This is a genomic window from Haloferax sp. ATCC BAA-644, assembly GCF_000336975.1.
Lineage (GTDB): Archaea > Halobacteriota > Halobacteria > Halobacteriales > Haloferacaceae > Haloferax > Haloferax volcanii.
On the sequence record NZ_AOLF01000034.1, the window covers coordinates 1 to 14,973 of the forward strand.

Annotated in this window: 13 protein-coding genes and 2 CRISPR repeat arrays; of the genes, 3 read left to right on the top strand and 10 right to left on the bottom strand. The window is 58.4% G+C overall.

Annotated features, from left to right (window positions below; translation table 11 throughout):
• Positions 1 to 871: a CRISPR direct-repeat array (repeat unit 23 nt; unit sequence CCCCACAAGGGTGCGTCTGAAAC).
• Positions 872 to 896: 25 nt separating this feature from the next.
• Positions 897 to 2,007: direct repeats of the CRISPR family, unit length 30 nt; unit sequence GCTTCAACCCCACAAGGGTGCGTCTGAAAC.
• A gap of 170 nt (positions 2,008 to 2,177) precedes the next feature.
• Genes C458_RS14755 through cas6 form a run of 5 tightly spaced genes read right to left on the bottom strand, consistent with a single transcriptional unit; the run spans position 2,178 to position 9,582 of the window.
• A complete protein-coding gene (locus tag C458_RS14755; RefSeq protein ID WP_333782714.1) occupies positions 2,178 to 4,784 on the bottom strand; it encodes a CRISPR-associated endonuclease Cas3'' in 2,607 nt (868 codons plus the stop codon).
• Positions 4,781 to 5,545: a type I-B CRISPR-associated protein Cas5b gene (gene cas5b / locus C458_RS14760; protein WP_008576913.1), complete on the bottom strand. Its 765-nt coding sequence runs from the start codon at positions 5,543 to 5,545 to the stop codon at positions 4,781 to 4,783. The genes C458_RS14755 and cas5b overlap by 4 nt, the downstream gene beginning before the upstream one ends.
• Positions 5,545 to 6,591 (bottom strand): type I-B CRISPR-associated protein Cas7/Csh2, encoded by a 1,047-nt coding sequence (gene cas7b, locus C458_RS14765; RefSeq protein ID WP_008576914.1) that lies wholly within the window; start codon positions 6,589 to 6,591, stop codon positions 5,545 to 5,547. Before cas7b ends, cas5b begins: the two co-directional genes overlap by 1 nt.
• Positions 6,592 to 6,593: 2 nt before the next feature.
• On the bottom strand, positions 6,594 to 8,819 hold the full coding sequence (locus tag C458_RS14770) for a TM1802 family CRISPR-associated protein (protein ID WP_008576917.1): 2,226 nt from the start codon (positions 8,817 to 8,819) through the stop codon (positions 6,594 to 6,596).
• On the bottom strand, positions 8,809 to 9,582 hold the full coding sequence (gene cas6, locus C458_RS14775) for a CRISPR-associated endoribonuclease Cas6 (protein ID WP_081603280.1): 774 nt from the start codon (positions 9,580 to 9,582) through the stop codon (positions 8,809 to 8,811). Before cas6 ends, C458_RS14770 begins: the two co-directional genes overlap by 11 nt.
• Positions 9,583 to 10,140: 558 nt before the next feature.
• On the opposite strand from cas6, the gene C458_RS18285 reads away from it, so the two are divergent.
• The gene (locus C458_RS18285) at positions 10,141 to 10,311 is read left to right on the top strand and encodes a hypothetical protein (protein WP_160162999.1); all 171 of its coding nucleotides are present in this window, start codon (positions 10,141 to 10,143) and stop codon (positions 10,309 to 10,311) included.
• A 684-nt stretch (positions 10,312 to 10,995) separates the two neighbouring features.
• Here C458_RS18285 and C458_RS14780 read toward each other — a convergent pair.
• From C458_RS14780 to C458_RS14790, 4 genes are all read right to left on the bottom strand, one after another.
• Complete coding sequence (locus C458_RS14780) at positions 10,996 to 11,421, bottom strand: hypothetical protein (protein ID WP_008576921.1); 426 nt, start codon at positions 11,419 to 11,421, stop codon at positions 10,996 to 10,998.
• A gap of 375 nt (positions 11,422 to 11,796) precedes the next feature.
• Positions 11,797 to 12,828 (bottom strand): tyrosine-type recombinase/integrase, encoded by a 1,032-nt coding sequence (locus C458_RS14785; protein ID WP_008578518.1) that lies wholly within the window; start codon positions 12,826 to 12,828, stop codon positions 11,797 to 11,799.
• The gene (locus C458_RS18545) at positions 12,825 to 12,995 is read right to left on the bottom strand and encodes a hypothetical protein (RefSeq protein WP_192815233.1); all 171 of its coding nucleotides are present in this window, start codon (positions 12,993 to 12,995) and stop codon (positions 12,825 to 12,827) included. Before C458_RS18545 ends, C458_RS14785 begins: the two co-directional genes overlap by 4 nt.
• Before the next feature lie 289 nt (positions 12,996 to 13,284).
• Positions 13,285 to 13,461, bottom strand: coding sequence for a hypothetical protein (locus C458_RS14790; RefSeq protein WP_239638786.1), 177 nt, complete (start codon positions 13,459 to 13,461; stop codon positions 13,285 to 13,287).
• A gap of 212 nt (positions 13,462 to 13,673) precedes the next feature.
• Between C458_RS14790 and C458_RS14795 the strand changes: the two genes are divergently transcribed.
• Positions 13,674 to 13,961 (top strand): hypothetical protein, encoded by a 288-nt coding sequence (locus C458_RS14795; RefSeq protein ID WP_013035412.1) that lies wholly within the window; start codon positions 13,674 to 13,676, stop codon positions 13,959 to 13,961.
• 32 nt (positions 13,962 to 13,993) lie between these two features.
• Entirely contained in the window at positions 13,994 to 14,299 is a 306-nt protein-coding gene (locus C458_RS14800; protein ID WP_239638785.1) for a repressor phrH2, read from the top strand.
• Position 14,300: 1 nt separating this feature from the next.
• Here the strand turns inward: C458_RS14800 and C458_RS18175 are convergent, their stop codons facing one another.
• On the bottom strand, positions 14,301 to 14,963 hold the full coding sequence (locus C458_RS18175) for a hypothetical protein (RefSeq protein ID WP_152418139.1): 663 nt from the start codon (positions 14,961 to 14,963) through the stop codon (positions 14,301 to 14,303).
• Between the last annotated feature and the right edge of the window lie 10 nt (positions 14,964 to 14,973).

Genomic DNA, 14,973 nt, shown 5'->3' on the forward strand with positions numbered 1-14,973 from the left:
CCCCACAAGGGTGCGTCTGAAACGGTGGTCGTCGTCGGCCTCCTCAAGCCACTCCTGGTCGCTTCAACCCCACAAGGGTGCGTCTGAAACTGGCACTCTCGCGTTCTCTGTCTCAACGATCTGGGGCTTCAACCCCACAAGGGTGCGTCTGAAACTGGGTTGTGGCCCGAAGAGTCGGGTTCCTCCCCGTGCTTCAACCCCACAAGGGTGCGTCTGAAACAGTTCGAGACCTCTGGATCGGTCGACATCGTCATCGCTTCAACCCCACAAGGGTGCGTCTGAAACCCGCCTTTCGTCCGGTCGGGGGCCAACACTAACGCTTCAACCCCACAAGGGTGCGTCTGAAACGGTTCTTACACGACGCCGAGCGGGTACTGTTGGACGGAGCTTCAACCCCACAAGGGTGCGTCTGAAACTACTGTCCGACCTCGACGCTGGAGACGAAACGGCCGCTTCAACCCCACAAGGGTGCGTCTGAAACCGCCGTCAGACCGCTATTTTCGGTCTCAAGAAAGAAGGCTTCAACCCCACAAGGGTGCGTCTGAAACATTCCGGTGGGTTTGCCGGGTCACTATCGGGGACTGCTTCAACCCCACAAGGGTGCGTCTGAAACAATCGTTGCGGTCCCCTCTGTGAGGTCCAAGAGGTTGCTTCAACCCCACAAGGGTGCGTCTGAAACGATTCGTTCTTGAACTGCGTGCTTGACACGTTCGTCGCTTCAACCCCACAAGGGTGCGTCTGAAACCCGAGGTGCGACGATGACGCTTACGTGGCACGAGCTTCAACCCCACAAGGGTGCGTCTGAAACGGGCGTGTCACCGACCCATCCGACGTGGTCCTTGCTTCAACCCCACAAGGGTGCGTCTGAAACCGGTGGTCGACCGGCGACCCGTTCTCGTCGAGCAGGACGCTTCNGCGTCTGAAACGGGCGTGTCACCGACCCATCCGACGTGGTCCTTGCTTCAACCCCACAAGGGTGCGTCTGAAACCGGTGGTCGACCGGCGACCCGTTCTCGTCGAGCAGGACGCTTCAACCCCACAAGGGTGCGTCTGAAACTCAAGCACACCGAAAACGCAGACGACGACTGGCTGGCTTCAACCCCACAAGGGTGCGTCTGAAACAGTGTCTTTTCGCCGCCGCCGAATCCCGCACCTTCGAGCTTCAACCCCACAAGGGTGCGTCTGAAACCGGGGTCCGGGGAGATGAGCGAGGCAGTAGTCATCGCTTCAACCCCACAAGGGTGCGTCTGAAACCCGACTCGTCCTTGCCGACCATAACCCCGAGGTGATGGCTTCAACCCCACAAGNGTCATCGCTTCAACCCCACAAGGGTGCGTCTGAAACCCGACTCGTCCTTGCCGACCATAACCCCGAGGTGATGGCTTCAACCCCACAAGGGTGCGTCTGAAACGTTCGGCGGGTGGGACGACTCGGGTCACGAGATGGGGCTTCAACCCCACAAGGGTGCGTCTGAAACGATCTCTCGGGTTCTCTCTGGTAAGTGGGGACAGTGCTTCAACCCCACAAGGGTGCGTCTGAAACGCCCGAACGTGGGGATTTGCCCTCGAACATATCCAGCTTCAACCCCACAAGGGTGCGTCTGAAACAGAGGAAGACCATGACTGAAGAACTGGGACCGCAAGCTTCAACCCCACAAGGGTGCGTCTGAAACGATATAATCAAAGGTCAGGGGACGGGTATGCTGACGTTGCTTCAACCCCACAAGGGTGCGTCTGAAACTACGAGCGCGAAGAGGCCGCACAAAGCGCGACTGTCCGCTTCAACCCCACAAGGGTGCGTCTGAAACGAGCATTGCCTCGGGACGATGCCGTTCGGACAAGTCGCTTCAACCCCACAAGGGTGCGTCTGAAACTCGAGGCGCTCGAACCCGGCCAGACAGTCGTCCACCGGCTTCAACCCCACAAGGGTGCGTCTGAAACGTGGGTCGAACACGACCGTATCGAACGACTGTGGTCCGCTTCAACCCCACAAGGGTGCGTCTGAAACCATGGCCGATTCGGCCACGTGAGTACCCATACACACCATCTACACCTCAAAGTTTCCGTCGACCTTCAATACCCTCCAAACCCCCCGGGGTCGACATCAGAAGGACGACCGATGTCCATTCTGTCGGTACTGCTATCGCAATCATCACGGCAAAGAAGGATGCTTGCAGGTCACTTCTCCAACGCGTCGATTCGACCGCTGAGGTCCACACCCCCTCCGGTTTCGAGATCGTAGTCTTGGCTATCCTCGTCAACGCGAATCACGAGAGGAGTTTTCTCGTCCGACTCTTCGTCCACGGGGACGGAAACGAGAGTCGGCTTGAGCGAGTGGAACGCCGACCGAGCGCTTGACCACTTCTCGTCTTTCCGGTGACGCGCGTACGCGTCGTGTGCCTCCATGTCGTTTCCGGAGACCAAGACGAACACGTCCTGTGTTGGGTAGTCCTGACTGACGACCGACTCGTTCCTGAGCTTCTTACCCTGTGCACGGTCGAAGGCAGTGACGAGATCGTCAGCGCGGTCGGCCGTATCCCGCTGTGTGTGGAGGGCCTCGTAGTATGTCTCCACACCCGTGGTGAGCATGTCCTGCTCCGAGATGACTGATCCATCCCCATATCGAAGTTCTCCGAGGGCCACCTTCGACGGGCGCAACAGCGAGCGGTCACCATAGATGAGTTGACTCGGAACATAGTTGTCGTCTGCCGGACTATCGAGTCGCCAGACAGTCACCGAGGCGGTGGGACCACCGAACCGACGGTTGCAGCGCCCAGCCGCTTGCACCATCGACGGAAGCGGGCCGTAGTCACGATAGAGCCGGTCGAAACTGAGGTCAACACCTGCCTCGATCAGTTGGGTCGAAACGGTCACTGTCGGTACGTCGTCGAACGGCGTCGTCGTCTCGTCGTCGAGAATCAGGTCGAGACACTGCAACAGCGCTCGACGATCAACTGGTCGGAGACGAGTCGTGAGTGACGCGACCACTCCCTCCGCGTCTGGATGCCTCGTGGCGAGGTGCTGGAGATACGCAGCCGCGTTGAATTCCTCCCCATCTGTCGATCGGAGGTATTCGAGGAGTTCCGAACCCAGCGCGAGACGTCCATCCAGGAGTGACTCGGACAGTGCCGTGGCACAGCTGACTGTGTTCACGATGGCAAGTTCGTTCGTACTGCTCCCGAGGTTGGTGTCGATCGCTTCCGCTGCATCGACCAACGAGAGTGGCGTAGCATCCGTGCCGTCAAGGTACTCTGTGAGGCTGTCGTGAAGGTCGAACTGTACGCGCGGGGCGTCACGAAGTAGCCCCGTACACGTGGTGTGCATGTCGACCAGCGGGGTCGGTGTCGGTGCGTTCGGAAGGTGTGTGAGGAGCCGTGGCTGAGTCGCCGTCATGAGCACCGTCGTCGCGTTATATTCCTCACTCAGATGCTGCGTCACCCTCCCGACGAGCCCCCACCAGTCGAGAGAGATGGCCTGCGGTTCGTCGACAATGATGACGCTATCCTGCAACGCGGGCAACTTCATCGACTGGACGTTCCCCGGCCCAGCGAGGCTCTCGAACAGTTGTGTGAACGTCGTTAGGACGAGCCCTGACCGCCACGACTCGGCATGTAGAGTGTCCCGGCCACTGCTGGGATCATCCGTACCTGAAAGGGATGTCCGCGTGTCGGCAAGGTGGTGATGAACCGTGTACTCGGGGTTGAGTGGCGACACACCGAAGACCTTCTGGACCTCCTCGTCGACTTGGTCGATGATCGAGGTGTACGGCAGTGCGTAGATCACTCGGCTATCGAGTTTGTCTGCGAGCTTGAGTCCGGCACGTAATCCGCTGAATGTCTTCCCGAACCCGGTTGGCAAAGTCAGTTCGAAGACGCGATCGCCTGCGGCGTGGCGTTCGAGTAGCGTCGATGTCGCTCGGCCGTTCGCGGCGGTCCGGAGGGCAGCGAGTCGGTCAGAGTAGTGCCAATTCTCGTCTGGAAGCGGTCGTTGTGGGACATCGAGATACGCCGAGGCAGATGTTCCATCGGGAAGCTCCGTATCTGAGAGAGAACTGACGACTGCATCGAGTGCGCGACTATCTGGGCGCGGCGTCGTCCGTAGTTGGGGGCTATCTCCCAGGCCACTTGCATCCGCTTTGTCGGCGGCGACCAGCGTCGACCAGGCTCGCAGGGCACATCCATAGAACTCCGCGTCCAGACCGCTCTTGCGGATGTCGTTGAGCGTTGTTCGAACAGTCTCAAGTCCCTTTGCAGTGTAGTCGTCCCAACCGAAGGCACCATTGGTCGCCTGACGAATCACCACATCAGCAGCTTCGGCCGCTGTGTCGTCGATGCTATCGAGTTGTGTCTGGGCGAGCTCGTACTGTTGGTCGACGTAGGGCCGGTCGAGACAAAAATCAGCGAAGTCCGACCGCATGTTCGGTAACACCGAGTGGTGCTTGGCCACTGCGTAGAACCCGGCCGCTGTTGTCTGTCGCGACATTCCGCGTACAGCGAGCGCCCAGGCCGTCACGAAGCCCCCGAACGTTCCGTGATAGGTCAACTCCTCGGTCGGCGCCAATGTTCGAGTCTTGTGCTCGAGATAGGTCTGGAAGTACTCGGTCAGTTTGCCGATGTCGTGAGTCCATGCTAACGTCTCGATGACGGCTGACCAGTCATCTCCGTAGGGATTTTCACCCGCGTTTTCGACGAGCTGTTGTCCCACATCGGCAACGCCAGTCATGTGCACTGCGAGTGTTTGTCCCGGGCGTGCGTCGTACGAAAAAAGCGGATCGAGATCAGTCACAGGAAGCAGACAGAACGATCACCGATGTTCATCACAGGTGCATCCGGAGCGGTAAGTGTCTCGTCGGCTGGTGCATATCCATACGACACGAACCCGGTGGTTTTTCGCCCGGTCTCGTCAGCGCTCATGTACGCTGGTGTCCGCTCCATTCGGAGCGGTGTTCCCGGCTCGGGAACCACATACTGTTCGGGGACTGTCGAGCTGATCGCTTCACTGTCACCGCCTTCTGACACGGTCGACTGACTTACATCGGTGATCGAAGCGAGACACTCGGTTTTGCCAAGTGCGGGCGTGTAGGTTGAGCGCCCCGATTCGAGGAAGTCACGTAGCTGCTCGAAGGTCTCTGTGTCGTCGAGTACGACGTCTATCCGGTAGGCAGCGTCGACGACGTACTCGAAGGTCCGGCGCTTCCGTTCGGTCGCGATGACCTCGGGATCGATCACCGATTTCCCGGAGACGCCTTCGGCCGTCATGATGTTCCCTGCCTTGGTCGGCAGTGTGAGCTGCGGGATTGACTGTGTTTCGAGCGCACATTCCGGCGAGATGGCTATCGCGGACGAGTCTTGTGCGAACGTCTCGTAGTACGAGTCCCGTGGCTCGCCGAGTATCGCGGCGATGAGTCCCGCGACTGTCGTCCGGGGCATCACCCGGTATGTGAGCTTCTCCGTCGTCGTGTCGATCCGGCGGAAGTGTGCCCACGGCCCCTCAACCGTGAACGAGAGGCACTCTCGACCGGAGACATCTATATCCGTGGTGACCATCAGGCGTACGGGTCGACCTCGTCGACTGTGTCGGCACCAACTGCGTCCTCCAGCGCCCCGACAAGGTGTTCTGGACCGCCAGTCTCACCGTTCGCTTCGACGGTGAGGTGTCGGTCGGCGGTGACCTTGACCGAGGCGATATGGTCACTGTACGTTTCGAGGTCGGTCAGGAGCTCGTCGATACCCACCACGACGTCGGTGATGTTTCGGAGTTCGGTGTCCGGAGTCTCCTGTGTTAGCTCGAGGCCGTCGTCGAGTGTACCGATGTGGAACGCGTCTGTCTCGTACTCCACGCGGAGGTAGAGACGAGGCTGATGCCCCATCTTCGACCGCGTGAGGGTTTGGTTCTTGACGGCCCGCCAGAGGAGCGTATCGAGCCGCTCGACGTCTGTCTGACTCAGATTCGTGTCTGATGCCCCAACCTCGTTGACGATACCGTGGAACGGAATGAACGCGTACTGGAGGCGATTGTCCGTCGCGAACGTTCCCTGCTCTGCGTCCCCCCCGCTGGAGACGACCGTGGAGAGTTGCTTCGTCTCGCCTTTCTGGACGACGGTATTCAGGCTTCGAGCGTGGCTGAACTGCACGGGGCCGATGAACTGCCCGGGGAAGCTGTCACCAAGTGATTTTCGGAAGTCCTGACTGAACGACCCGGTCGCACCGAAGTAGCGGACGTCGACCGCGTTCATCAGGAACTTATCTGCTGCCCTACTCCCAGAGATGTCCTCCAAGTCGGACTCGTCGAGCCCCGTTACGCTGGTGAACAGGTCATCGCGGTCGAGCACCGAGTCGGAATCGCTCTTCGACGGGTTCTGGATGTAGATCCCGAAACCGTCGTCGTCGAGTTGGTCGCGAAGGTACCGCTTGAGTCGGACGTCGGTGACGACTGCTGTTCCAGTTGTTTCGTCGATTCGCGGCTTGTCGTTCGCCGAGAGTGGGTTCCCGTTCGGGTTCGTGTCTTCTGCGTCGTACGCGAAGACGATTTCGGAGCGGTTGGTCACACTGTCCTCGTCGTCGACGTCTGCGGTGGTAGTGTCAGATGACATCGTTAGGCCGTGGATTCGAGTTCCGTCTGCGTGCTGTCTTCTTCCGTGTACATGCTCTGGTCGCTCAGCCCGTAGGCGATCCCGAGGCTGTAGATCCACTGCAATTCGGCCTCCGAAAGGTGCCAGTCCGCCGGGTCTGCAGCGAGCATGGTGTCCGTGAGACGATCCGTGTATCGGCTGTTCGTTCGGTACGACCGCTCGTCGTCAGCCTCCGCGTAGGAGTTGTTCATCTGCAGCACCTCCTTCGTGACCTCCTTGACCGTCTGCTTGGTCAGGTAGTCGATGGGATAGCGCCGGATGAGCGTCGATGAGACGTTTTTATAACTCTGATACGCCGATATTCGTCCGATGAGCCCCCCAAGCGTGAACACTGCAACCTTGGGATCACTGTCGAGCGCTTCGTGAGTCTCGATGAACGAATCGAGACGGTCGCTCCGATCTGTGTACTGGTCTGTCATTTGCGTAGCCGTGAATGACCGTGTGTTGATCGTGTCGAGTGCACCGATACTGCTCAGTGCACGAAGCTGTGCGTACTGCTCAACGACGCTTCGCTTTGGGAACTCCACGTAGCCGTCGTCGTTGCTGAACATCTCGTTCTGGTCTTGAACGAGCTGGTGCAGGTACTGTTCGAGGAGTTCGTCTGTGTCGATCCGGGTGTCGGTGAGGAGATTCCGAACGCGGCTCATCCGACTGTCGTCGAGAGAGCCGGCTCCGGGTGTTGAGTTGGCTTGGCGACTACTCCGCGTGGGTTCGGTCGTCCGCCGGAAGTATCCGCCGTACAGGATGTATCGCGTGCGGTTTTGCCCGAGCCCCAGCAGCGGACTGGACGATGGGATAGGATTGTCGTGGAAGATACCGTCGCCAGTGAACACCGCACTCCCAACGACGTCGCTGTGGGCATCGTCCAATTCGAGCACTGGGGAAACACCGTCGAGTGTGTCGAAAAACACCCGGTCGGGGTTCCCGGTTACTTGATGGACGACAGCGAACCGGATCTGGTCCCAAGCGTCGTTCGTGGTCTCTCCGAACAGACTCGTAGCGTCGCTGTCGTCGTTGGATGTCGGCGAGTTCGCCTGTTTCCGCTTGGTATCGGTGAACAACTCGTCGAGAGTCTCATCGAAGTCGCCGTCGCTTCCGGTATCAGCCTCCTGAACTCGCTTGTATACGCGTTCGTAGAACCATTCGAACGCCCCTGGATCGACCTCATCCTGGCGTGCGGCGAGATACGGAAGTACGTACAACCGTCGGCTCTCTCCCAGTCCACGGTAGAAGTCGGCAAACAGTGAACGGGCAACGGACACAGCCGCTGCCGTGTCGAACTCCAGTGGTCGACTGCGCCAGGCAGAGGTACCTTTCGTGTCGAGGTTGGAGAAGTGCTCCCGCTGTTTCTTCCCGTACATCCCGAAGAGCCCGGGCGAACCACCAGTTACGGTGTTGCTCTTCCCGGTGACGTAGCCAGTTCCCTCACCGCTTGCCTCCTCAACCGAGATACTCTCGAGACGATCGGCCTTCTTCGCTCGCATCACGTCGTTGAGCACGCCGATCTCGCCGGGATACTTGTAGTCGTCAGTGCCCGGAAAGAGTACGGCAACGGTGATCAGGGCATCAATCTCTTCGTCTTCACTCTCGACCAAATCGAGGAACGCGTCTGCGAGGCTGTCCATCGCGTCGTCGTCGTTACCGAGTGCTGCAAGCCCCTTGAGAATGGCTGCGTCTTCGTCGTCTGCCTCGCTACGGACGGCTTCCGCGAACTCGCTCTGGGCCCAGCTGGTGAACCGGTCCTGAATGTTGTTCGTCCCCCACGCGTCGTCACGAAGCCCCGCGATATGGTGCGCGTCTGCCCCCTTGTGAGTCGTTATCGAGTAGTCTGTCATGTTGCTCGTCTTGCTCTGAGGGTAGGCATGACCGACTCGGAACCGCTTGGATTCGGTGTATGTCCCGAGCGTGACTGGCCCTCCGTCGGCGTCGTCGCGGAGCGCTGGCGACGTCGGGTCGGACAGGTCGACGAACACCGTGACGAGGCTGTCGTCCTCTCCGAAGAGCCCGCTCTTGGCGCGTGGCGTCAGGTAAGCTAGATGCTCCGGGGCGAGGTCCCAGTCGATCGCATCAGACTGGGTCGCATCGTACCAGTCGAACAGCGAGTACTGCCACGCGACCTCGTATAGCGACGCTGGGATGCGACTCTGCAACCTACTCACGGCAGTGGCTGCGGCGTCGTTATCCGTCATGGTCCCTGATGTTGATGAATCCGAATCCCAGTGCATTGCGCTCGGCAAGACCCGTATCGAGGGCAAGGTTCAGGTGCCGACGGTGGTCGTCGTCTCGCACCGTGTAGCCGAGCCGCCACTTGCTCAGCACGTAGGTCATCTCTTGATTCTGTGAGACCGTAACCGGGATTGCGAAGGTCTTGATCAGCTCATAGTCGGTGAACAGATCGTAGTCCGTCTCGGAGGGGCCCGGGAGGTATTCTGGACAGAACAGATCGTGTTTCTGGTCCAGATTGTTCTCGAGTTGGGTCTTCAGCGGCTCCATCGTGTGCTTCGGCCGCCAAAACGTCGCCTCGTCACCCTCGTGATCGATGCCGTACTCTTCTGCTCGCCACGGTGGAATGCGGACAAGCATCCCGGTTCCCGACTCGATCGTCCCCTCCGAACCAGGCTCACCAACGTCAGGTGAAAGGCTGGTCAGCTCGTCGATGTGGAACGGCATTTCACCGATGTTTAGTTCTCGATCGGCGATCAGATCCTGTGCGACTTCGGCGAGGAGATCCTCCTGTGGTGCTGCGATCAGGAGGGTTCGCTCGTCATTCTCCCGCATGTCTCCCGGAGGGAATGGGTTGCTGTAGGTGAACCCCACCGGGCGGTTTGCGTCGTGGTACTTGTCGTACTTCGAGTCCTCCAGAGCGCCCCAGATTCGGCCTCGAAGTTTGTGGTGATACGTCTTATCGTAGGCTGCGTCACTACGGGCTCGCAGCCGGAGTAATAGTCGCACCTTTTGATTATGTTGTTTTCATGAATGCAGGAATACACTGGATCCCAGAACAATCTGGGACCGCACCAGCCGTCGTGATAACTCAATTGAGTACGGCTGTAACGTGTGTTGGTACACACAATTGACAGAATGCTGCAATCGCATCCGTGCGTTCGTCTGGATCGAAGTTTCTATCACGACGGCTTGCTATTGTATATCTGCGTTCGAATTTGTTGTCGGAGTTGTGCTCCGCCATACCCAGGGTCTGGGCCAGTTATGCCAGTAACTGGCCCCCGTGGGCAAGGTATTATCTTCTCATCCTGTCTACTTCCATATTGTTTCCCAGACTCACATAACCGTTTTGGTCACACACGTATTGAGAGAATGAATTTGACTTTTCGGCCGTCAGCTACCCCCCCGCCCTGAAAGTTAAAATAGTTCTGGCACTCGGCCGTGTGAATCAGCTTCAGTCCCACGAGGATCGGTCTGGAACCAGAGACAGTCCCGCTGACCGTGATCACCTTTACGCCGGGATTTCAACCCGGGCCTCGTGTTCCGCTGCCACAGCGGTGCGCTCAGATGAGCATCGAGACCGATCACACACCGGGCGAGCGAGAGATCCGGCGCAGCACGGACGGTACGCACACGGTTGTCCTCGCCGAGAACCACGGTTACCCACACCTGATTCCAGCCATCGTCCTCGTGGACGCTCCCGTCAAGGCGCGGGGGATTGTGGGAGACGCTGGCTGACCGTCGACCGTTAGCGTCTGGCTCGTCGCGAAGCGCGTACCAAATCGCCTCGGCGAGAGCTGGCGCGACGGTGTGTGCATCGGCGTTCTCCAGGTACTACTCCCGACTCGGTTTGTAGTCGAGTTTCTCTTGGGTTGCGTCGCGTGGACGACGTCGACGGTCGTCTCACCGGCTTCGTCCTCGCGAGGTACGCCGTTCCACTGGCTCTTGGCCGGACACTCAGCGTCGCCCTCACAGCACGGCGGCTCAGTGCCTTGGTCGTTCCGCTCAGTGAGGTAGGCGTGTACAGTCGAGAACGGGACGCCGCGTCCATCACACACCGCATCGAACCATGCCGAGGCAGGAGTGCCGTCCATCGTAATGACGACCCCCGGATCTTCCTCGTCGTCATCTTCGGCTGGGTCGTGATCTCCCCGGGCGACGGGACACCGTTCTTTTCGCCTTTTCAGCGTTGCTTCGGTGACGCTATTCACGTTTCGACTGCTCTCGGCTGCGTCATCACGGGCCTCTCGTGTCTCGGAGAAATGTACGACGGGAGAGTCATCAGTGACATCGCTGTGGTCCAACCACGGCTCGGTGGCGACTGTGTACGTCTTGCCAAGGGCGGTCGGAGCGTCGATGACGACTTCCTCTCCGCGACGCATCGCCTGGAAGATGCGATTTCGGAGGCGGTTGCGAGCTTCGTCAGTGGTTGGCCAGCCACGTCAGCCACTGCGCGACAGCTTTCAGGTCTTCGGGGAATACGCCTGGCTCGATCTCGGGTGGCGTGTCGAGTTCGACGTTCTCGGGTATCTCGCCATTGTTTGCCCTATTCGTGGCGGGTTTCTCGGTATCGACCCCTGAGGTATCGTTCCCGGTATTGGGTTCCTCGCCGTTAGTATCGCTGACCGTATCGTCGAGTACGACTCGCGGCTCGTCGAGTGTCCCGACGTTTACCAACTGCTCGCTGTCGCGATGCGCCTCGCGGAACTCCCGCTCCGACCATCCGTTTGCCTCGGCTGTCTCGCGAAGCTCGTCGAGTAAGACTGGGTCGTCGTCACCGATACCGAGATACCCGCGGGTTTCCCATAACAGAGAATCCCAGTCGAGCCGTGGCCCTTCTCGGCTCATGGGTAGCACCTCCCCCCGTCCAGAGCCGGGCACTGCTGATCGAGGTCGGTGGTGTAGCACCCACAGAACTCGCAGATCGGCGGTTCGAGTTCGATGGTGCGGCTCCTCGCGACCACCCCCAGCAACCGCTCACTAGGTGCGGGACGATACCCCCGAATACCGGTCTCTCAGGGGCTGATTCTTTTATAAGAGGATGGGACCGCCCGGGCTGTCCTTACCCATCAGTAGCCGACTCTCCACTACCTCTATCGGTCGAACTGAGATATTCCTACTCATGACTCATTCAATNATGGGACCGCCCGGGCTGTCCTTACCCATCAGTAGCCGACTCTCCACTACCTCTATCGGTCGAACTGAGATATTCCTACTCATGACTCATTCAATCCGTAGTTTGTCCAGGTGAGGACGGCGGCGCAGCTCCATCCGTTCGCGCTGGGACGCTTTGTCGTAATGTTGTTCAATAACTTCCTGAGACGCATTCACGCGCTCCGCAGTCACCTCTGCAGGGAATCCGCGATCTCTGTGCCACGTAATTGAACCCGTCCGAATGTGGTGTGGTGATCGAGAAGACGGACACTTGCTACCCTGCGTGTATGACCCCGCGAACTCGCAGGAATCTTTCTCGTACTCGTGCGGGCACGGACCAGCAACACACGGCTGGGTCGCCTGATACATCCACCCCCGAAAGCCGTTCTTCGAGATACGAGTCCCGTGATGCGTCACGAACAACGGCGAGCGACCGAAGTCGTCGTGGCCGGCCGGCCGGAACTTCTCGATGTAGGTGTTCAGCGACTCGACGACCTCCGGCAAAAGCGAAACCGTACGTTCACCATTCATCTGATTCTTCAGCGGCGTCTCGGACTCCGGCCGGTGGACGAACTCGACGTACTGCTCATCGGGGTAGTAGTCGCGCAGATCGAGCCCGCGAAGGGCACCAAGACGAGCGCCGGTATGCCACGCGAGTTCGAGAACCGCGTGGAACCGAGTCCCGCGGACGCTACTGTGTGACCGGTAGTACCGAAGCAATCGAAGCGCGTCGTCGGGAACCAACATCGTGTCTCGCGACCGCTCCGACATCGGGACACTCGGTACGTGGACCTTCTTCGAGAGACCGTCCTCGACCGCCTCGATGCGCTCGAGGTACTCGATGAACCCGAGCAGCGTCTCCATCTCGCCGTGGAGAGTGGGTGAGGCGATACCCTGACCGGCGCGAAAGGCCTCGAACTGCTCGAACGTCCACCCGTTTAGGTCAGAGACGCGCTCGATATTCCGGTCCTCACACCATTCGACCCAGAGCTTCAGACGGTACTTGTAGGTCTTGATGCTCGACTCCGAGAGTTCCGTCCCGCGACGGTCAAGATACCGACGCACGGCCTCACGTGGTTTGAGTTCCGAGGGTCCGTTCATGGCTCACTCCATCCATCGAAGATTGACATGGCGCATCGCTGGTGCAGGTAGTAGTCGTCGACATCGTTCCGGTCGGCCGTGAACCGATATTCGGCTTCGACAGAGACGTAGTCTTCAGACGGGTCGACTTCCATCCGACAGACCGCACACGTCGGGTAGTACGTCATCTGCATCCTCCGCTGTGTTCAGGACAGACCGGAACCATTCGCGGATAATACTCGTCTTCGGTCGAGAGATCGAAGCCGTCGTACTGTGTCGGCTCCAGAACCCGCCCGCAGAAGTGACACTCAACCCACTCGGTTAGTGGGTCGATGAACGCAGGACGATTAGAATCGGCTTGCCCGCCGTCGGTCACGAGCTGACGTTCGACGCGGCGGCACTCAGAACAATGACCATCGTCGTCGAGATCGCGGAGTCTGTCACACGCGCGGCAGGGACGCCTGCACGCGGAGTGGCTCATCTGTCGACCTCCAGCGCCGCGCACTCCCGGCAGACGCTCAGGCGAGTCTCGGCATCGACGCCGACCGCCGGGCGGAGGAGACAGATCTCACACGTGGACTCGTCGCCCTTATCAAACTGTGCTGCATCGGTCGCTATGCGGGTGGTAACACCCGCGACTTTGGTTTCCGTCATGGCTATTGACGGACCCTTCCTGAGAGCGGTGCTGGACCCACCGCCCTCAGGGCCTACAAAAATCATCTCTAGCCGACGGTCTCTCTCAGGGTTCCGTGAGTCTACCATAACACTAACTGTGCATAAATGCACCGTTAGTTTGAGAACAGATGTTTGGATTGCTAAAGCACGATTCGTCGGCAATAGACCGAACCAGCGTATACGTACACGTAATGAGAAAGTCTGCATCGTGGATGACGATATGGGACGACCGAATCCTCGAGTGGGCACGGGAACACGAGTCGGCGAGCGCCGCCGCGATGAAAGACACCGAGTACTTCCAGGTGTCTCGTTCGTCGCTCTCACGGCGGCTCTCGAAGCTCAACGAGAAAGGGCTACTCCAGCACCTCGGGAATGGCGTCTACGTCATCACAGCCACCGGCGAAAGCTATCTCGAAGGAGAACTCAGCGCTGAAGAACTGAACGGCGAGAATGGTGAAGAGGGCTCTGCGTCCGCGTGACTCACTCTGAGATGCGGAAGTCAGGTGACTGGATGACGATCTGGGATGACCGAATCCTTGAGTATCTCCACGAGCACGGCTGGGGATCCCCGGAGACGATCCATTGGGAGATCGGCCGTGAGACGACGCTTCACCAGATTCGAGAACGGTGTCGTGTACTGTGCCATGCGGGGTTGGCGTCGCCGTTCATCGACGAGCGGAGCGCCGATATGTTCGAAATCACGGTCTGGGGGCAGTTGTATCTTGAAGGGAAGGTGAATGCCGGGTTGATTCGGCCGAATCCGAAGCCGAGGCCGCCAGACAAAGTGAGACCAGATTATTGGTCAGGAGTTGTCTGATTTACTTAGTGGAAGAGATACCGTTATAGTCATCTAAGGTCGCATCGTTCTCAAGCTTTGAGACAACCTTCTGACATTTTTCTTGTAGAGCCTGACTACTCCTAACAAAATACCGCCTATCGTCAAGCTTCTTTATATTTTCATCAAGATTCATTTCATCAAACATTTTTAAAACGCCGTTTGCTTTTCTTCTCAGCTTTTCTTTTTCTTTGTCCCGTATGTAGTCCCATGATTTACAACTATTTTCCAATAACTCATCAACATCAAATTCAATTCCGTCTCTGGGGTTTCGAGATGCAAAGTGAACTAGCTCTTGACTCAAAAACTTTGCAATGTAGTATCGATCGTCATCTGGCGAGAATGGATAGAAGTGCTCTGGGGGCTTGTTATTTGGTAGTCTCCCTGATTTCACATTGTTATTCAATCCGGATTGATCAAATTTGTTATGTCTTTCATATCGATTGCCAACGACAATTAAGACGGCATCATTGAGATCCTGGTTCGCTAAGCTCTGTTCTGCAGACTCACCGCCAAGATAGAATATCTCATGCGAAAGAGAATCCGGGCGGAGGTTCTCAACCTCCATCAGAAGATCTTCAGAAGCTATTTTGGAGTACTTTTCTTGCAAGTCATCAGAGATCCCATTTTCGGCGACTTCTGTCACTAAAACATGT